Annotated in this window: 16 protein-coding genes and 1 other RNA gene; 14 read left to right on the top strand and 3 right to left on the bottom strand. The window is 69.9% G+C overall.

Annotated features, from left to right (window positions below; all coding sequences use genetic code 11):
• Positions 1-6: 6 nt before the first annotated feature.
• The 4 genes from OG811_RS03025 to OG811_RS03010 are packed head-to-tail and all read left to right on the top strand — an operon-like array spanning position 7 to position 4,155.
• Positions 7-1,389: a DUF1501 domain-containing protein gene (locus OG811_RS03025; RefSeq protein ID WP_406071960.1), complete on the top strand. Its 1,383-nt coding sequence runs from the start codon at positions 7-9 to the stop codon at positions 1,387-1,389.
• Positions 1,386-2,804: a ferric reductase-like transmembrane domain-containing protein gene (locus tag OG811_RS03020; protein WP_406071959.1), complete on the top strand. Its 1,419-nt coding sequence runs from the start codon at positions 1,386-1,388 to the stop codon at positions 2,802-2,804. Before OG811_RS03025 ends, OG811_RS03020 begins: the two co-directional genes overlap by 4 nt.
• Positions 2,805-2,816: 12 nt before the next feature.
• Positions 2,817-3,383: an FMN-binding protein gene (locus OG811_RS03015; protein WP_406071957.1), complete on the top strand. Its 567-nt coding sequence runs from the start codon at positions 2,817-2,819 to the stop codon at positions 3,381-3,383.
• 49 nt (positions 3,384-3,432) lie between these two features.
• Complete coding sequence (locus OG811_RS03010) at positions 3,433-4,155, top strand: FAD:protein FMN transferase (protein WP_406075471.1); 723 nt, start codon at positions 3,433-3,435, stop codon at positions 4,153-4,155.
• 263 nt (positions 4,156-4,418) lie between these two features.
• Here OG811_RS03010 and OG811_RS03005 read toward each other — a convergent pair whose 3' ends face one another.
• The gene (locus OG811_RS03005; RefSeq protein WP_406075469.1) at positions 4,419-5,090 is read right to left on the bottom strand and encodes a bifunctional DNA primase/polymerase; all 672 of its coding nucleotides are present in this window, start codon (positions 5,088-5,090) and stop codon (positions 4,419-4,421) included.
• A 249-nt stretch (positions 5,091-5,339) separates the two neighbouring features.
• On the opposite strand from OG811_RS03005, the gene OG811_RS03000 reads away from it, so the two are divergent.
• The 7 genes from OG811_RS03000 to mctP all read left to right on the top strand — a co-directional run bounded on the left by OG811_RS03000 (position 5,340) and on the right by mctP (position 12,040).
• Complete coding sequence (locus OG811_RS03000; protein ID WP_406071955.1) at positions 5,340-6,569, top strand: helix-turn-helix domain-containing protein; 1,230 nt, start codon at positions 5,340-5,342, stop codon at positions 6,567-6,569.
• 16 nt (positions 6,570-6,585) lie between these two features.
• Positions 6,586-7,158 carry a flavoprotein gene (locus tag OG811_RS02995; RefSeq protein ID WP_406071954.1) on the top strand — a complete coding sequence of 191 codons (573 nt, stop codon included), beginning with the start codon at positions 6,586-6,588 and terminating at the stop codon, positions 7,156-7,158.
• Positions 7,159-7,276: 118 nt separating this feature from the next.
• Positions 7,277-8,113: a Nif3-like dinuclear metal center hexameric protein gene (locus OG811_RS02990; RefSeq protein WP_406075467.1), complete on the top strand. Its 837-nt coding sequence runs from the start codon at positions 7,277-7,279 to the stop codon at positions 8,111-8,113.
• Positions 8,103-8,840 carry a zinc ribbon domain-containing protein gene (locus OG811_RS02985; protein ID WP_406071952.1) on the top strand — a complete coding sequence of 246 codons (738 nt, stop codon included), beginning with the start codon at positions 8,103-8,105 and terminating at the stop codon, positions 8,838-8,840. The genes OG811_RS02990 and OG811_RS02985 overlap by 11 nt, the downstream gene beginning before the upstream one ends.
• A gap of 3 nt (positions 8,841-8,843) precedes the next feature.
• A complete protein-coding gene (locus tag OG811_RS02980; protein ID WP_406071951.1) occupies positions 8,844-9,983 on the top strand; it encodes a bifunctional RNase H/acid phosphatase in 1,140 nt (379 codons plus the stop codon).
• A 165-nt stretch (positions 9,984-10,148) separates the two neighbouring features.
• On the top strand, positions 10,149-10,391 hold the full coding sequence (locus OG811_RS02975) for a DUF3311 domain-containing protein (RefSeq protein ID WP_272612847.1): 243 nt from the start codon (positions 10,149-10,151) through the stop codon (positions 10,389-10,391).
• On the top strand, positions 10,391-12,040 hold the full coding sequence (gene mctP / locus OG811_RS02970) for a monocarboxylate uptake permease MctP (protein ID WP_406071950.1): 1,650 nt from the start codon (positions 10,391-10,393) through the stop codon (positions 12,038-12,040). The genes OG811_RS02975 and mctP overlap by 1 nt, the downstream gene beginning before the upstream one ends.
• 171 nt (positions 12,041-12,211) lie before the next feature.
• Here the strand turns inward: mctP and OG811_RS02965 are convergent, their stop codons facing one another.
• Positions 12,212-12,670, bottom strand: coding sequence for a MarR family winged helix-turn-helix transcriptional regulator (locus OG811_RS02965; RefSeq protein WP_406071949.1), 459 nt, complete (start codon positions 12,668-12,670; stop codon positions 12,212-12,214).
• A gap of 54 nt (positions 12,671-12,724) precedes the next feature.
• Between OG811_RS02965 and OG811_RS02960 the strand changes: the two genes are divergently transcribed.
• A complete protein-coding gene (locus OG811_RS02960; RefSeq protein WP_406071948.1) occupies positions 12,725-13,948 on the top strand; it encodes an MFS transporter in 1,224 nt (407 codons plus the stop codon).
• A gap of 85 nt (positions 13,949-14,033) precedes the next feature.
• On the opposite strand, the gene OG811_RS02955 is transcribed toward OG811_RS02960, so the two are convergent.
• Positions 14,034-14,795, bottom strand: coding sequence for a sulfite exporter TauE/SafE family protein (locus OG811_RS02955; RefSeq protein WP_406071947.1), 762 nt, complete (start codon positions 14,793-14,795; stop codon positions 14,034-14,036).
• Positions 14,796-14,935: 140 nt separating this feature from the next.
• Between OG811_RS02955 and rnpB the strand changes: the two genes are divergently transcribed.
• Together rnpB and OG811_RS02945 are read left to right on the top strand one after the other, a co-directional pair.
• Positions 14,936-15,351, top strand: an RNA gene (rnpB, locus tag OG811_RS02950) — RNase P RNA component class A.
• A gap of 696 nt (positions 15,352-16,047) precedes the next feature.
• Complete coding sequence (locus tag OG811_RS02945; protein WP_406071946.1) at positions 16,048-17,727, top strand: hypothetical protein; 1,680 nt, start codon at positions 16,048-16,050, stop codon at positions 17,725-17,727.
• Positions 17,728-17,758 lie beyond the last annotated feature (31 nt).

Below are 17,758 nucleotides of genomic sequence, written 5' to 3'. Positions count from 1 at the left end.
CACCCGATGGAGAAGACTGTGTACAACTCTTTCCCCCTGCACCCCGAATGCCCCGACGTGCGGCGGCTGGCCGACAACCCGGCCGAGGCGCTGCTGCGCGCCGAGGCCGACATCGTGGCCGCCGAGAACGCCGCCGAGTTCGACCGCTACCGCACTCTGGAGAACCTGGAGGAGGCGCAGCAGGACGGTCGCGGCGTCACCCGGCGCACCTTCGTCGCCGGTGCCGCGGCCACCGCCACGGCCCTCGCCACCGCCCAGTTCGTCACCACGTCGGCGTCGTTCGCGGCGACCAAGACCGGCACCCTGATCCACGTCTTCCTCTACGGCGGGCTGGACGGGCTGAGCCTGATCGCGCCGGACAACGACGCGGTGCTCAACAAGGCCCGCCCCGACCTGCTGCTCGGCAACGACTCGCTGGCCCTGGGCCGCGGCTTCAAGCTGACCAGCGCGTTCAAGCCCCTCGAGAAGTGGCTCACGGCCGGTCAGCTGGGCTTCATCCCGGCGGTCTCCGACGAGCGGCTCTCGCGCAGCCACTTCCAGGCCGCGGACGCCTGCAACCTGGGCGGGCTGCCCAACGAGACCGGTGGCCGGGGCTGGCTGGACGGCCTGGTCGACAACCTGGGCAAGGGCACCGCGTTCCGCAGCGTCGGCATCGGCAACACGCTGCCCCGCTCGCTGGTGGGCAACAACGGCGCGCTGTCGCTGAACAACGTCGGTGCGCTGCGGCTCAACGGTGACGACCGGTTCCGGGCCGCCACCGAGAAGGCCATCAAGGGGCTCTTCACCGGGATCAACCACCCGGTCGAGGACGCCGTGCAGGAGGGCATGGGCGCGTTGGCCACCGCTCAGAAGCTGGCCGCCAAGCCGTACCAGGCCGCCGAGGGCGTCAAGTACGAGGGCGTCGGCAACGCGTTCCAGCAACTCGCCCAGCTGATCAAGGGCGGTGCCAACGTCCGGGTCGCCACCGTCGGCATGGGTGGTTACGACACCCACGAGAACCAGGGCACCCGCGAGGGCGGCCAACTGCACCGCCGGTTGAACGAGCTGGCCAGCGCGATGGCCGCCTTCTTCACCGACCTCGGCCCGCAGGCCGCCGACGTGACGATCATGGTGTCCAGCGAGTTCGGCCGCCGGGTCGGCTCCAACGGCGGCGGCACCGACCACGGGCACGGCGGAGTGGTCACCCTGCTCTCCGGCAAGAAGCTGGCCGGCTCGCTGCTCGGCACCTGGAACGGCCTGGACAAGCTCGACTCCGGTGACGTGCCGGAGTACAACAACATGTTCAACGTCTACGGCGCGGTGGCTCAGGGCCGCTTCGGGCTCACCAACGCGGAGGTCGACAAGGTCTTCCCCCGCCAGAAGTACACCCCGATGAAGCTGTACGCGTGACGCATTCGCACACCCACGCCGCCGGCCGTCGTACCGGGACCTCGTCCCGGCACGGCGGCCGGTCGGCTGCGCCCGTACCCCCGCAGATCCCGGACCGGCGCGGACCCGGCGGCCGACGGCTGCTGGCCGTGCTGCTCCTGGTCGGCCTGCTCGCCAGCGTGTTGCCGTGGTGGCTGGACACGCCCGCAGGTGCGCTGCGGAGCACCGCGGCCACCGTCACCGCGGCGGGCCGGATCAGCGGTCTGGTCGCCGGCTACCTGCTGCTGGTGCAGGTGCTGATGATGAGTCGGCTGCCGGTGCTGGAGCGGTGGATCGGCGGCGAACACCTGAGCCGCTGGCACCGCGACGTCGGCGCCACCCTGCTGGTCGCCGTGCTGGCACACCTGTCGCTGATCCTCGTTGGCTACGCCGACCTGCGTAACCAGTCGATCCTCGCCGAGGTCGGCACGCTGCTCGGCGACTACGAGGACATGCTTTCGGCGTTCGTCGCCACCGCCATCATGATGCTGGTCGGCTTCAGCAGCATCCGGGCGATCCGGCGGGCGCTGCCCTACGAGTTGTGGCACCTGCTGCACCGGTCCAGCTACCTGGTGCTGCTGCTCGGCTTCGGCCACCAGTTCACCCACGGCGCGCAGCTGTACAAGCCCGGCCCGGTGCGCACCGGTTGGATCGCGCTGTATGTGCTGGTGGTCGCCGCCCTGCTCGGGGGCCGGGTGGTCGCGCCGCTGGCGTTCAACCTGCGGTACAAGCTGCGGGTCGCCGACGTCGTCGCGGAGAGCCCGGACACCATCTCCATCTACCTCACCGGCGAGCGGCTCGACCGGCTGGCGATGCTCGGCGGTCAGCACTTCCGCTGGCGCTTCCTCACCCGGGGCTGCTGGTGGCAGTCGCACCCGTTCTCCGTCTCCGCCGCCGGGAACGGTCGCTGGCTGCGGATCACCGTGAAGGTGGTCGGCACGCACACGGGGGACCTGCGTGACCTGGAACCGGGCACCCGGGTCTGTGCGGTGGGCCCGTCGGGGACCTTCACCGCCGCGCACCGGGTCCGCGAGCGCGCCCTGCTGATCGCCGGTGGCAGCGGCATCACGCCGATCCGGGCCATGCTGGAGGAGTTGCCGCCGGGCGCCGCCCTGATCTACCGGGCCCGCACCCCGGCCGACGTGCTGCTCAGCCGCGAGCTGGACTGGCTGGCCCAGGAGCGCGACACCTCCGTCTGGTACGTCATCGGCTCCCGCGACGACCCCGGCCCCCGTCAACTGATGAGCCCGGACGGGTTACGTCAACTGGTGCCCGACGTGGCCCGGCGCGACGTCTACCTGTGCGGGCCACCCGGGCTCGTGGAGCAGTCGGTGCGCGCGCTGCGCCGGGCCGGCGTACCCCGCCGGCAGATCCACCTGGCCACGTTCGAGTTGTAGGAAGGGCATCCCATGCGTCGCGCGTTGCTCGCGATCACCGGCCTCGCCGCCAGCACCACCGCACTGGTGGTGTTCAAGGGCTCCCCGGCCACCAACCAGGTCGCCCAGAACCTGCCCACCGCCCAGCCGGTCAACCCCACCCCGCAGGATGTCGACCCGGTGGACGTCGCGCCGACGCCGTCGGTGGCTCCCAACGCGTCGACGTCGCCCAAGCCGACCAAGAGCACCAGCCGCCCCTCGGGCACCCGCACCACCACGAAGGCCGCACCCCGAACCACCACCAAGCCGCCCCAGTCGACCACCCGCCGGATCACCGGGACCGGTGTGCAGAACGAGTACGGGTACGTGCAGGTGCAGATCGTGGTCTCCGGCACCCGGATCGTCGAGGCCGTCGCGCTGTCGCTGCCCAGCGGGGGTGAATCCGACATCCACAGCGGCGACGTCCGGAGGGCGTACGACGGCACCGGCGGTGAGGTGGTGACGAAGCAGAGCGCCAACCTCAACACCGTCTCCAAGGCCACCGAGACCAGCAACTCCTACAAGCAGTCCCTACGGTCCGCCATCGAGCAGGCATTCTGACGTGCCGGCCGCGATGACCCGACCCGGGCTGTGCCGGGTCGAACAGATCATGGGTACGACGATCAGCCTGGACCTCGCCGACGACCTGCCACCGGAGCGCCTGCACGAGCTGGCGGATGAGGTCTTCGCCTGGATGCGTGCGGTGGACGCGCGGTTCAGCACGTACCAGACGGACAGCGAGGTGTGCCGCTTCGACCGGGGCGAGGTGCTGCTCTCCGAGGCGTCACCGGACCTGCGGTTCGTGCTGGAGGCCTGCGCCGACCTGTGGGGTGCCACCGACGGGTTCTTCGACGCGTACGCCACCGGCCGGCTCGACCCGTCCGGGTTCGTCAAGGGCTGGGCCGCTCAGGTCGCCTCGGACCGGCTGCTCGCCGCCGGCGCGGCGAACCACTTCGTGAACGCCGGCGGCGATGTGCGGGTGCGTGGCCTCTCCCCGTCGCGAGAGCCGTGGCGGGTCGGCATCCAACACCCGTGGGACCCGATGGCGGCCTGCCTGGTGCTGGCCGGGACCGACCTGGCCGTGGCCACGTCCGGCGTCTACGAGCGGGGTCGGCACGTGGTGGACCCGCGCCGGGGCGCCCCGGCCAGCGGGTTGCGCTCGGTGACCGTGGTCGGCACCGACCTCGGGGTGGCCGATGCGTACGCCACCGCTGCCCTGGCCATGGGCGCCACCGGCCTCGGCTGGTTGGATCGCCTCGACGGCCACACCCACGCCGTGATCACCGACGACGCCCGCCAGTATTACTCCGCCGACCTTCCGCTTACGGGCTAGCGGAGCGGGCGGTGGGTGCCGGCCGGGCGGGAGCCGGTGGGGCGTGGGCGGCCGGGGCGCGAGCCGGAGGGCCGGGTGCCGGCCCAGCGGTGCCGTGGGTGGCTGCGCCGGGGCGGTTCGGTGCCGCCGGGATGAGACGCTCTGTCGTTGGTGGACATCGTTCCCCCGTTCGTGGCGCGCGTTGGCGCCGTCTCCCTGTCAACGAGGACCGGCGCCCCGGCGACGCTGCCGGGCACCGGATGGAATCGTCGACCGGGCCTGTTTCACATGCCTCGTCGGGGCAACGGCAGGTGACCGGGGAGCAGGTCGGGGGCGAGCGTCACCCCGGTGGCGCGCAGCGCCCCGATCAACGTGTTCTGCACCAGGTACGAATCCGGAAGCTGCCAGCGGGCCTGCTCGGGAGCGACCGCCCAGCGGACCGTCCCCTCTGGCAGCCGGGTGGGCGGCGCGGGGATCCACGAGCCCGGCCCGTGCCGGACCACGTGGAAGCAGTGCTCCAGCTCCGGTCGGAGCGGGTCGCCGGGTCGGACCAGGAACATCCACCGCCCGGTGGGAGTGACCAGCACCGGACCGCGTACGCCGGTGCCGGCCGGGTGGATCTGCACCGCGTCGAGCACGTGTCGGCCTAGGTGGGCCGGCACCTCCAGCACGTCGAAGGCCCGCCCGGTGGGCAGCAGCACCCCGTGTGGGCGATTCCGCCACCAGGTGGCCACCCGGGACGGGTCGGCGCTGGCAGCCAACTCCCAGTTCTCCAGGGCGGGGTGGCAGCCCACGGTGGGACAGCCGGCCCGGCCGCAGACAAAGCGGCTGCGGGCCAGACAGGCCCCCGGAGTGACCTCCCACCCGTGTGCGGCGTACCGCATGGCGACCCGGCGCAGCCGGACCCGTTCCAGCGGCGACAGTTCGGCCACGCGCGGTCCGACGTTCCCCCACATGTGTGCCATCTCCCCTCGTCGGGCCCGGCGGTCGCCAGGTCGCATGTCGAGCACCGTCACTGCCGTAACCCACAATCGTTGAGGTTGACGAACGGCTCGTGCAACTTGCACGAAAAGTACGAGGACTGGCCGTGCGGCTGACGTACATCCTGTGCGACCAGCGAAAACCTGAAGATGAACGAAGGCCGCCGCATCCGCGGACATCGCCCCAACTCGATAAGTTGCTGGCGGCAGGGGAGGGATGGGGAGATGGACGAGCTACCCATAGGGCGGCGAGTGGCCTATTGGCGGGGGCGACGCAAGATGTCGCAGCAGGTCTTCGCGGACCGGCTGGGCAAGTCGAAGAGCTGGGTGGACAAGGTCGAACGCGGCGTCCGCCGGTTGGACAAGTTCTCCGTCCTGTACGAGATCGCCGACATCCTCCAAATGGACGTGCAACTCCTCCTGGGCAGGGACCCGGAGCGCCGCACCGACGCGCTGAACTGCATCGACCAGGTCGAGGTGCAGGAGATCCGGGCAGCGCTGGAACGCTACGACTCGATGAGCGCGTACTTCGACGCGGTGCCGTACCCGCCGCCGCTGGACGACATGCGCAAGGCCGTCAACCACGCCTGGCTCACCTACCAGTACGGCCGCTACGGAATGCTCACCCGGGCGCTGCCCAAGCTGCTACGGGACGCCCAGGCGGCCGACGCCGCCTACGGCGGTGAGCAGGCCGCCGAGGCGGCCCACCTGCTCGGGCAGGTTTACCAGATCGCCTCCTCGGTGCTACGCAAGCTCGGCGAGTGCGAGCTCGCCTGGTTGGCCGCGGACCGCTCGATGGCGGTGGCCCAGCGGGCCGACGACCCGCTGCTGGCCGGCATCGCCACCACCCGGGTGTGCAACGCCCTGGTCGCGATGGGTCGGGCCCGTCCCGCGCTGGAGCTGAACGTCCAGATCGCCAACCGCCTGGCACCGGGTGGGAGTAACGAGGTTTCTCCGGCCCGGCTCTCCGTCTATGGGATGCTGCTGCTCCAGGGCGCGATGGCCGCGTCCCGCATCGGCGACTCGGCCAGCGTCGACGACCTGATCAACTGTGCGCAGGAGGCCGCCGCCCTGCTCGGCGGCGACCACAACCACTACTGGACGTCGTTCGGCCCGACCAATGTCGAACTGCACCGGGCCGCTGCCGCGGTGGAGCTGGGTGACGGGGGCCGGGCCGTCGAGGTGCACCAGCTGCGCATCGCGGAGCCCTCGTTCAACGCGCTGCTGCCCGAGCGCCGCGCCCACCACCTGCTCGACATCGCTCGCGGGTACGCCCAGCTGGGCGACGTGGCGAACGCCGGCGAGATGCTGCTGCTTGGTGATCGACTCGCCCCGTCGGAGATCCGCTGCCGGCCGATCGCGCACGAGGTGATGTCGGACATCCTTCGTCGCACACGTGGTGCGCCGCCTTCTCCGGTAGCGGAGTTGGCTGAGCACATGGGAGTAGGGGTATGAGCGCGGAGCCGGTTTGATGGCCGGTTCACCGCGCACCAGCGGGCACCGCGAGGTGCTCTACGTCATCGCCTGCGGTTCGCCGTTGGCACGGCACGTCGGCCATCTGGTCGACCTTGCCCAACAGGATGGTTGGGACGTCTGCGTGGTCACCACGCCGGACGGCGCCAAGTTCGTCGACCAGTCGGCCCTGATGCGGCAGACCGGCCACCCGGTGCGGACCCACTACAAGAATCCCGGTGACCCGGACGTGTTGCCGCCCGCCGACGCCATGATCGTCTGCCCGGCCACCGTCAACACGGTCAACAAGTGGGCGGCCGGGATCACCGACACCCTCGCGCTCGGGCTGCTGGTCGAGGCGCAGGGCAAGGGCGTCCCGATCGTGGCAGTGCCGTACACGAACACCGCGATGGCCTGTCACCCGGCGTTTCGTGCCGGGGTGGCACGGCTGGCCGAGTGGGGCATCACGGTGCTCTTCGGTGCTGACGTGATCGCTCTGCATCCGCCGGGAACGGGGGAGCAGCACCTGCACGCCTTCCCGTGGGAGATGCCGTTGGCCGCGCTGCGCGCCGTTTCCTGGAGCGCCGCCTAGCGCTCCCGGTGGGGCTTCCGCTCGACGCGGCCGGCCCGGGTGTCACCGCCCACCGACCCTCGCGCCGGTAAGCTGGCCCGCCGTGAGCACAATCGGATCCGCCCGCACGGTGACCGACGTGGTGGCCGAGCTGGAACGGCGCTATCCGCCGGTCTGGGCGGAGGAATGGGACCGGGTGGGCCTGGTGCTCGGCGAGCCGGCCGCGCCGGTCCGCCGGGTGCTCTGTGTGGTCGACGTGGTGCCCGAGACGGTCGCCGAAGCGCTGGCCGCCGACGTGGACATGATCGTTTCGCATCACCCGCTGCTGCTGCGCGGGGTCTCGTCGGTCGCACCGACGACCTTCAAGGGGCGGATCATCCACCAGCTGATCCGGGCCGGGGTGGCGCTCTACGCGGCGCACACCAACGCCGACGTGGCCTCCCCGGGTGTCTCCGACGCCCTGGCCGCCCGATTCGGGCTGACCGGGCTGCGCCCACTGCAGCGACCCGCGCCCGGCTCACCCGCTCACGGCGACGACCGGGGTTTCGGTCGGGTCGGCGAGCTGCCCCAGCCGATGACCCTCGCCGAGCTGACCCGGCACGCCGCCGCCGTGCTCCCCGTCACGTCCTGGGGAGTTCGCGCCGCGGGGGACCCCGGGCGTATGGTTCGTACCCTCGCCGTCAGCGGCGGGTCGGGGGACAGCTTCCTCGGCGCCGCGACCGCCGCCGGGGTGGACGCGTTCCTCACCGCCGACCTGCGGCACCACCCGGCCGGCGAGCACCTCGCCGCCGATGGTCCCGCCCTGATCGACGCCGCCCACTGGGCGACGGAACGACCGTGGCTGGACGACCTGGCCGCCCTCCTCCGGGAGGCGCTGGGCGTCGAGACGCTGGTGTCCGACCTGGACACCGACCCGTGGACCGTGCACGCCGCCGCACCCGTTGTGGACGACAAGGAGCCCGACCGTGAAGGCTGACCCTCAGGTGCAGCGCCGCCTGCTCGACCTCCAGGCGATCGACACCAACCTCGCACAGCTCGCCCACCGCCGGCGTTCGCTGCCCGAGCGGGCCGAGCTGGAGTCGCTGGCCCGGGAGTTGTCGTCGCTGGAGGACGAGCGGGTCCGCGCCCAGGTGGCGGTCGACGACCTGGACCGGGACATCGCCCGGTTGGACAAGGACGTCGAGCAGGTCCGGGCCCGTAAGGAGAAGGACGAAAACCGGCTGGCCGCCGGCACCGGCCCGGCCCGGGAGTTGGAGGCGCTCCAGCACGAGCTGGTCTCGCTGAACCGGCGCCAGGGCGACCTGGAGGACGCCGAGCTGGAGCTGATGGAGCAGCGGGAGACCGCGCAGGGCGTACTGGACGGCGTGGAGCAGCGGCTGGCCGACACCCGGGACAAGCGGGCCGCGACCGAGCAGCGCCGCGACGACGCGCTGGCCGAGATCGCCAAGGACGAGGAGTTCAAGCGGGGGGCCCGTCAGCCACTCGCCGCCGATCTCCCGAACGACCTGGTCACCCTCTACGACAAAATCCGCGCCGACACCGGGCTGGGCGCCGCGCTCCTCACCGCGAACCGCTGCGGCGGATGCCGGCTGGAGCTTTCCGGTGCCGACCTGGCCCGGATCCGCAAAGCCGCCCCGGACGACGTGGTCCGCTGCGAGGACTGCCGACGGATCATGGTCCGCACCAACGAGTCGGGTCTGTAGGTCGTGGCGCCGCGCGTGGTCGCCGTCGAGGCCGACGGCGGGTCCCGGGGCAACCCCGGCCCCGCCGGCTACGGCGCGGTGGTGCGCGACCCGGAAACCGGTGAGGTGCTCGCCGAGCGCGCCGAGTCGCTCGGCACGACGACCAACAACGTCGCCGAGTACCAGGCGCTGATCGCCGGGCTGACCGCCGCCGCCGAACTGGGTGCCGCCGAGGTGGACGTCCGGATGGACTCCAAGCTGGTGGTCGAGCAGATGTGCGGCCGGTGGCAGATCAAGCACCCCGGCCTGCGACCCCTCGCCGCCCAGGCCGCCGGGCTGGTGGGCCGGTTCACCGCGGTCCGGTTCACCTGGATCCCCCGCGAACAGAACCGGCACGCCGACGCGCTCGCCAACGCCGCCATGGACGCCGCCGCCGGTCGCCCTCCGGCAACACCGGCCACGGGTCAGCCCCCGGCGACGCCCGCAACCGGCAGCGACCCGGCGACCGCGCCGGCCTCGTGGGAGCCGCGGCCGAGCTTCACCGCCACCCGCCTGATCCTGGTCCGGCACGGCGAAACCGAGTACACCGAGCAGCGGCGCTACTCCGGCCGCGGCGACGTGCCGCTCTCCGAGAGTGGCCGGGCCCAGGCCCGGGCCACCGGTGCGCGGGTGGCCGCGCTGGCCCCGTCCGTCGCGGCCGTGCTCAGCTCACCGCTGTCCCGGTGTACGACCACCGCGGCGGCGATCGCCGGGGCGCTCGGTGACGTGCCGGTCCGCACCGAGGACGACCTGATCGAGTGCGACTTCGGCCAGTGGGAGGGGCGCACCTTCGCCGAGGTGCGCCAGCAGTGGCCGGGGGAGATGGACGCCTGGCTCGCCTCACCCCGGGTCGCCCCGCCGGGCGGGGAGTCGTTCACCCACGTCGCCGAACGCGCGCACCGCGTCATAGCGGGGCTCCTCGCCGCGTACCCCGGGGAGACCGTGGTGGTCGTCTCGCACGTCTCGCCGATCAAGCTGGTGCTGCGCGACGCGCTCGCCGCCGGCGACGGGTTCCTGCATCGGCTCTTCCTGGACGCGGCCGGCATCTCGGTGCTCGACATGTGGCCTGACGGCGGCGTCGCCGTCCGCACGGTCAACGACACCGCCCACCTCGCCGCGCTCTGAGCCGGCGCATCTGAGCTCACCTGCCCGGCTGGTCGGCCGCGCCGTTCGGCGCAGCCGGCCGGCCGTTCGGCGCAGCACCCTCCGCGCGGGTCGCGTGACGGTCGTCACGAAGTCGTAGCCTCCGGCCGTTACATCGAGACCCACGACTCCCCGGAGGTGTGTCAGATGGCTGCACCGGAACCGGAGGCGCCCACCACGGCGCCGACCAGGGCGAAGGACCACAGCCCCTGGAACTGGTTGCTCTTCATCCCCATCGTGGTGCCGCTGATCCCGGTCTTCTTCAATGGCGACTCGCCCCGGGTCTTCGGGTTCCCGCGCTACTACTGGCTGCAACTGGCGTACATCCTGCTCGGCGTCGCCACCACGACGCTGGTCTACCAGATGACGAAGAAGCGGGGTGGCCGCTGATGTGGCGTGACCATCTCACCGAGATCATCGTCTTCTCCGCGCTGTTCCTCCTGGTCAGCGCGATGGGGTTCGTGGCTGCCCGCTGGCGTGCCCCGAAGGACATGGGGCACCTGGACGAGTGGGGGCTGGGCGGGCGCAGCTTCGGCGGCTGGATCACCTGGTTCCTGGTCGGCGGTGACCTCTACACCGCGTACACCTTCGTGGCGGTGCCGGCGCTGATGTTCGGAGCCGGAGCGGCCGGGTTCTTCGCCGTGCCGTACACCATCGTGATCTATCCGTTGGTCTTCCTGGTGTTGGTCCGGCTCTGGTCGGTGTCACACCGGCACGGGTTCGTCACGCCGGCCGACTTCGTCCGCAAGCGCTTCGACTCGCCGGTGCTGGCACTGCTGATCGCGATCACCGGCATCGTCGCCACCATGCCGTACATCGCACTGCAGTTGATCGGCATCGAGGCGGTGCTCAAGACGATGGGGGTCACCGGCGACAACGCGCTGGCCCGGCACCTGCCGATCATCATCGCGTTCGCCATCCTGGCCGCCTACACGTACCAGTCGGGGCTGCGCGCGCCGGCGCTGATCGCGTTCGTCAAAGACAGTCTGATCTACATCGTCATCCTGGTGGCGATCATCTACCTGCCGTACAAGCTGGGCGGCTGGGGTGACATCTTCGCCGCCGCCGATGCGAAGTTCGACGCCTCGCCCAACCCGAACGACGGCATCCTGCTCAACGGCAACAACCAGCTTCAGTACGTCACGTTGGCGCTCGGTTCGGCGTTGGCGCTCTTCCTCTACCCGCACAGCATCACCGGGGTGCTGGCCAGCCGGAACCGCGACGTGATCAAGCGGAACATGTCGGCGCTGCCGGCGTACAGCCTGCTGCTCGGGCTGATCGCGCTGCTCGGCTACATGGCCATCGCGGCCGGCGTGAAGCCCCTGCCCGGGGCGTCGGCCGGCAGTGTGGACAACAACACGGTCGTTCCGCTGCTCTTCGACCAGCAGTTCCCGGACTGGTTCGCCGGTGTCGCGTACGCGGCGATCGGCATCGGCGCGCTGGTGCCCGCGGCGATCATGTCGATCGCGGCGGCGAACCTGTTCACCCGCAACATCTACAAGGAGTACCTGAAGCGGGACGCCTCCCCGGCCCAGGAGGCCACCGTCTCGAAGATCACCTCGCTGGTGGTGAAGGTCGGTGCCGTGGCCTGCATCGTCTTCCTCGACCCGCAGTTCTCCATCGACCTTCAGCTGATCGGTGGCGTGATCATCCTTCAGACGCTGCCGGCGGTGGCGCTGGGCCTCTACACCCGCTGGTTCCACCGCACCGGGTTGATCGTCGGTTGGGCGGCCGGCATGGGGCTGGGCATGTGGATGCTCTACCAGGTGGCCAGCCCGACCCGGAAGCACTTCGGTGGCTCGGCGTTCCCGCTGTCGGAGTTCGGGTTCGACACCGCCAGGACGATCTACGTCGGCATCGTGGCGGTGCTGGTCAACCTGGCCGTCGCGGCGCTGGTGACGCTCGTACTGCGGGCCGGCAAGGTGGCCGAAGGAGTCGACGGCACCACGCCGGACGACTACTTCGCCGACGAGGGTGACCCCCGTGTCACCCCCGGCACCAATCGCGAAGCCAACCCGACCCCCGAGCCAGTCGCCTAACCCGCCCCGCCCCGCCCCGCCCCGCCCCTCCGCGCCCCCCACCGCCACCCCACGCCCCGTCGATCTAGGGCAAATGGTCGCTAGTTGATCTCCATGAGCAGCGATTTGCCCTAGATCGACGCGGGTGGGGGTGGCGGTGGGGGGCGCGGGGGCGCGGGGTGGGGTGGGGGGTTAGCGGGGGCGGTTTCGGGACTCTAGGGCCTCGTTGAGACGGCGCAGCATCAGCGCGAGGGTTTCCCGGTCCTCGGCGGGCCAGTCGGCCAGCATCTCGCCGTAGAGGCGGGTCCGCGCGTGCCGCACCGCGGCCATCCGCTGCAGGCCGGCGGTGGTGGGGGAGATGACCGTCCCTCGGCCGTCGGACGGGTCCGGGGTACGGGTGATCAGGCCGTCCCGTTGTAGCGCGGACACCTGCCGGGTCACGGTCGAGCCGTCCAGGTTGAGCCGGGCGGCGAGCGCGGAGACGTTCTGCGGCCCGGCGTCGTCCAGGTGCCGCAGGATCACGTACGCCGCCCGGTCGAGCACCCGATGCTCGGCGCTGCCGGTGGCCCGCCGGGTCGCCTCGCCGAGGCGCATCAGCAGGGCCACCTCCGTTTCGATCCGGCCGAGGGTGCTCTCGTGGTCATCACTCATAGCTGTATGATACAGAATAAATACCTGCATGATGCAGCTAACTGAGGAGTCGGAGTGGATCGGCGTTCCGAACCGAACCGCAGTGCCATCTACGCCACCACGCTGGTGGCCTTCCTCGCCATCGCCGGCATCGCCGTCGTCGACCCGATCCTGCCCGCCATCGGTGCGGCGATCGGGGTCACCGCCTGGCAGGTCGAGCTGCTGTTCACCGCGTACATCGCGGTCATGGCCCTCGGCATGATCCCGGCGACGCTGGCGAGCGGCCGGTTCGGCTTCAAGCCGGTCCTCATCACCGGCGTCTCCGTGGTCGGCCTGGCCGCGATCCTCGCCTCGTTCAGCAACACCATCGTGCAGCTGTCCGTGCTGCGCGGCGTCTGGGGTCTGGGCAACGCGATGTTCTTCGCCACCGCCATGGTGATGCTGGTCAACCTGGCCGTCGACCGCGAATGGGTGGTCGGCCTCTTCGAGACCGCCCTCGGCCTGGGCTTCGCCGTCGGCCCGCTGATCGGCGGCCTGCTCGGCGAGGTCAGCTGGCGGCTGCCGTTCTTCGTCTGCGGCGTCTTCATGGTCCTCGCCCTCGGCGTGGCCTCCCGCAAGCTCCGCGAACCCACCAACCGCCAGGCCCCGGTACGCGTCGGCCAGATCTTCGCCACCTACCGCCGGCCGGCGTTCATCGCGCTCTGCGTGGTGACCGGCGCGTACAACTTCGTGTTCTTCGTGGTGCTCGGCTACACGCCGCTCTTCCTGGGCCTGGACGTCATCCCGCTCGGGCTGGCGTTCACCGGCTGGGGGCTCGGCCTGGCCGCCGGCATCCTGGTGATCGGCCACCGACTGGCCCACCGGATCGGCGCGGTGCAGACCGTCGGCGTGGCCATCGCCGGGCTGCTGGTCTGCATGGTCCTCTTCGCCACCTCCACCAGCACCGCCGAGACGCTCGTGGTGTTGGTGCTCTCCGGACTCTGCATGGGACTGGCCAACGCCAACCTCACCGACCTCGCGCTCGGCCTCGGCTCCAGCGACCGGCGCGTCGCCACCGGCGCGTTCAACCTGGTCCGCTGGGGTGCCGCCGCGCCGGCACCGATCATCTCCGGCAAGCTCGCCGAGCAGTCACTGTCGCTGCCGTTCTGGGTCGGCTTCGGGGTGCTCGCCGTCGGCGTGCTGGTCTACCTGGCCTTCGCGCACCTGATGGCCGCCGGCTACGGCGAGCGGGTGCTCTGGTCCCGCTGGAACCGAGCCGCCGCCAACACCGAGCACGAGCCGGTCGGCGAAACGTACTGATCCGTCGCTTTCAAGATCCGCGCATCTGCTGCGAAACTGCTGCCTCCATGCGTGCTGAGGCAGCAGTTTCCTGCAAGTCGTGCGGTCAGCTCAGGGCGTGCCAGAGCAGGTAGAGGCCGATCGCCGTGCCGAACACCACGATGACCGTCTTGAGCAGCACCGGCGGCAGCCGGCGGACCAGCCGGGCACCCGCGTACCCACCGATCAGCGTGGCCGGCGCGACCACCGCGACGGCCGCCCAGCTCACCGGGCCGAACAGGGCGAACACCACCAGCGTGGTGACCCCCACCACCGCGGAGAGCAGATTCTTGATCGCGCTCACCTGCGCCAGGGTCGCGTCCAGCACCAGGGCCAGTCCGGCGACCAGCATCACCCCGAGCGCCGCACCGAAGTATCCGCCGTACACCGCGCCGAGCGCGACCATCGTCTGCACCGTGACGGTCCGCCGACGTGGGGACAGGTCCCGGGGGTGACCGACCAGCCGGCGCAGCGGGTCCTGGAAGGCCAGGACCGCGGTCGCGCCGAGAACCAGAAACGGTACGACGAGCTCGAACGCGCGGGCCGGGGTGGCCAGCAGCAGCAGCGCCCCGAGGATCGTGCCGACGATGGTGGTGGGCACCAGCGTGGCCAACGCGCGCGGGCGCGGGAGGTCCGCCCGGCTGCCTGCCACGCTGGCCAGGTACCCGGGGAACACGGCGACCGAGTTGCTGACGTTCGCCGGGACCGGGGGCAACCCGACCGCGATCATCGCCGGGAAGGTGATCAGCGAACCGCCACCGGCCACCGCGTTGACCGTGCCAGCGGCGAGGCCGGCGGCGAGCAGCAGCGCGGCGTGGGAGAGATCCATGGCCCCACGAGGCTAGTCCCCGCCTCGTGCGGCGGATCCGCCGGAGTCCTCGTCCCCACCGCCCTTGAGCTGCGCGATTTTGCCCAGGCGGGGCGGCAATGCCGGCGGCGGCCCCGTCGTTAGGATGGGAGCGCGACGGACGAGTCGACCGGGCGGTCGCGTCGGCGGGCTTCGGCCCGCCGCCGAGGAACGTCCGGACTCCACAGGGCAGGGTGGTTGTTAACGGCAACCCGGGGCGACCCGCGGGACAGTGCCACAGAAAACAGACCGCCGACCCCATCGGGGACGGTAAGGGTGAAACGGTGGGGTAAGAGCCCACCAGCACCCCGGGTGACCGGGGTGGCTCGGTAAACCCCGCCCGGAGCAAGGCCAAGCAAGGGCCGTCACCGCAAGATGACGACCCGGCGCAGACGCTTGAGGGCTGCCCGCCCGATGTCTGCGGGTAGGCCGCTGGAGCCTGCCGGCAACGGCAGGCCGAGATGGATGGCCGCCGCCGGCGCAAACCCTCCGGGGTACGCGCCGCGCACAGAATCCGGCGTACAGGTCGACTCGTCCGTCGCCCCCAGCTCAGAGGTCTGATCAAGGCTCTGAGCTGGCCGTATATCGGGTGCCGTTGGTTGGCCTTGGTCATCGTTGGGTGACGTTTGACGGCCTGGCCACGGCCTGGGACGGCCTGGAGACGGCCTGAGCGGAGGCTCAGTAGACCTCGGCCTCGGCCGGCGTGCTGCCTCGTCCTGCGATCCGTGCCGGCGGCTTGGCGGGACTTCTGCGCGGTGCCGCCGGTTGTCGTGGACGCCTGCACGTCCTGGCGGTGGAGCTGGTGCCTCGACCCGGTCACACGGTGGCAAGCCAGTCCCGGGGTTGGACTGGCGCGGCAGCCGGAAGCCCGTCCACCTGATCAGGCTGCCCCGTCGGCTTCCGTCACGGCCCCACTGCACCGGGCGTCCCTCTCTGACTGGTGGGGCGGTGTCCCGGCGGCTGTCGGTGGCTTACCGCCCCGGTGCCGAAGGCGACCGGGGCGGCTTGCCGCCGGCCGGGCTTGCCGCCCCCGCACCGCGCGGAGCGCGGTGCCTTGATCCAAAACAGAGGAATTCGGCAGCACCGCACAGGCGATCGCACAGGCGATCGGTGTATGGGTTGCCAGTCGTCGCATGACGTCGGTCGAGCGCGGGCCGGTTGCTCCCTGCGTCGTTGTACGTGCGGGGATTCGAGCCCTTGCGCTAGAGCTGCGGCGTGGCGCTAGGTTGCTCACATGTCCGACTCTGAGCCCCAGGACCGCGAGGCAACCCTCGCTGCTAGCTTGGCCAGCGCCGTTCAGACGGGTGGCCTTTTCAACTCCGACCGGGGACCCGCCGAACCGTTCGACGCGAAGTGGTGGGATGCCGGTGCGACAGTCGTCAAGGCTGAAACGATTAGAGATATTGCGATAGGGAAGTTAATCGAGAAGCCAGATCCTCGCGGGCTTCGGATACTTGGAGTCAAAATTGGAGGTCGGCTAGACCTTAAGTATCTCAACGTCGCATTTCCGCTGCAATTCTGGGCTTGTTATTTCCCTGAGGGAATTGACTTGCGAGACGCTGCCTTCGCTGATGTAACTCTTGCCGGCTGCAGAATTGAATGCGCGGACAGGTCCCCACTTATGGCAGCGCGGACTAAAGTTGACGTGTTGCGCCTCACCAAATCCCGAATCACCGCAGACGTCGAGATCGGCGCAGCTCACTTACAGGGTGCGCAGATTGGCAATCTCATCGCCGATGGAATACGCATCACCAACCGCTCCGGTCCCGCCGTCAGCGCCGATGGGATGACGGTTCGGCAGGAGTTTTTCCTGCGCGACGGGGTCAAGATATCCGGTGAGGGCAAAAAAGGCGCGGTGCATATGATAGGGGCTTCCGTCGGCCACTTCGAACTAACCGGTGATAGCGAGATACGAAACCTGTCCGGGCCTGGAGTTATTGCCGACGGGATTCGTGTTGGACAAGGCCTGTTCGTCAAGCATGGGGCGGTAGTTACTGGGGCCGGGCCCCTCGCGGCGTTGAGGCTGGTTGGAGCGCACGTTGGAAGGGTGGAGCTTTCCGACAGCAGAATTTTCAACCTTTCTGGCCCTGCCCTCGATGCGGGCGGACTTCGCGCCGAACAGGGAATCTTTTTCACTGACGGGTTCGAAGCGTTTGGAGCTACCGGCGCAGGTGTTGTTCGCCTTGATCGCGCAAAGACCGACGGTGGATTCGTCTTCGAGGCAAGTAGACTAATAAACCTGACAGACGAAGGCGCCCTTATTCATGTTGATGGGCTAACTTACCCCGGACTTCCTATCGGGCAGTCGCTTTCGTGGTGGCTCAATACGTTGGACAGAAGCACGCCAAATTATGCCGCTCAGCCATACCAGCATCTTGCGGCTGCCTATAGTGCGGCCGGACATGACAGCGAGGCGAGACGCACCCGGATCGCCCAGCGCAAGAGCCAGATCCGTCGTGGAGCGCTCACTGAGCGGCGAGAGCGCGTGTGGGCGCGTTTTACTGGTCTAGCGCTTGGCTACGGATACCAGCCATGGCGAGCGCTGCTCAGCCTCTTCCTGCTTGCGCTAATCGCGATCGGAATATCTGTCTTCAGTGAAAGCGCCTACTCGCACACAAAGAGTTCTACAGAAAACAGTGCCTCCTCACGCGCAACCAGTTCGCCCAACAACGCCTACTCACACACCAGAGGTTCTCCGGGGTCAGGGGCGCCCTGTAGCGCTCTGGAGCGGGTGGGGGTTGCCTTGGACGTAAGTATTCCGTTGATCAAGACGAATGCACGCAGTTCGTGTGATCTGAATACGACGCCGACTGGACAACGGCTAACGGTGGTTCATTGGGTAATCCAGGTGCTTGCGTGGGGATTCGCCACACTCTTCGTGGCCGGCTTTACGAGCGTCGTCCGTAAGACCTAGCGGGAATTTAGCGATGTCAGCACGGCCAGTA

It is taken from the genome of Micromonospora sp. NBC_01638, from assembly GCF_045209745.1.
Lineage (GTDB): Bacteria > Actinomycetota > Actinomycetes > Mycobacteriales > Micromonosporaceae > Micromonospora.
Note: the sequence above shows the minus strand (reverse complement) of the source record. Positions and strands in the feature narration are given on the sequence as shown.

What these genes read in the sequence shown, in the direction of transcription:
- OG811_RS03025 (WP_406071960.1), top strand. Translation starts at nt 7, where the DNA reads ATGGAGAAGACTGTGTACAACTCTTTCCCCCTGCACCCCGAATGCCCC.
- OG811_RS03015 (WP_406071957.1), top strand. Translation starts at nt 2,817, where the DNA reads ATGCGTCGCGCGTTGCTCGCGATCACCGGCCTCGCCGCCAGCACCACC.
- OG811_RS03010 (WP_406075471.1), top strand. Translation starts at nt 3,433, where the DNA reads ATGGGTACGACGATCAGCCTGGACCTCGCCGACGACCTGCCACCGGAG.
- OG811_RS03005 (WP_406075469.1), bottom strand. Translation starts at nt 5,090, where the DNA reads ATGTGGGGGAACGTCGGACCGCGCGTGGCCGAACTGTCGCCGCTGGAA.
- OG811_RS03000 (WP_406071955.1), top strand. Translation starts at nt 5,340, where the DNA reads ATGGACGAGCTACCCATAGGGCGGCGAGTGGCCTATTGGCGGGGGCGA.
- OG811_RS02995 (WP_406071954.1), top strand. Translation starts at nt 6,586, where the DNA reads ATGGCCGGTTCACCGCGCACCAGCGGGCACCGCGAGGTGCTCTACGTC.
- OG811_RS02975 (WP_272612847.1), top strand. Translation starts at nt 10,149, where the DNA reads ATGGCTGCACCGGAACCGGAGGCGCCCACCACGGCGCCGACCAGGGCG.
- mctP (WP_406071950.1), top strand. Translation starts at nt 10,391, where the DNA reads ATGTGGCGTGACCATCTCACCGAGATCATCGTCTTCTCCGCGCTGTTC.
- OG811_RS02965 (WP_406071949.1), bottom strand. Translation starts at nt 12,670, where the DNA reads ATGAGTGATGACCACGAGAGCACCCTCGGCCGGATCGAAACGGAGGTG.
- OG811_RS02955 (WP_406071947.1), bottom strand. Translation starts at nt 14,795, where the DNA reads ATGGATCTCTCCCACGCCGCGCTGCTGCTCGCCGCCGGCCTCGCCGCT.
- OG811_RS02945 (WP_406071946.1), top strand. Translation starts at nt 16,048, where the DNA reads ATGTCCGACTCTGAGCCCCAGGACCGCGAGGCAACCCTCGCTGCTAGC.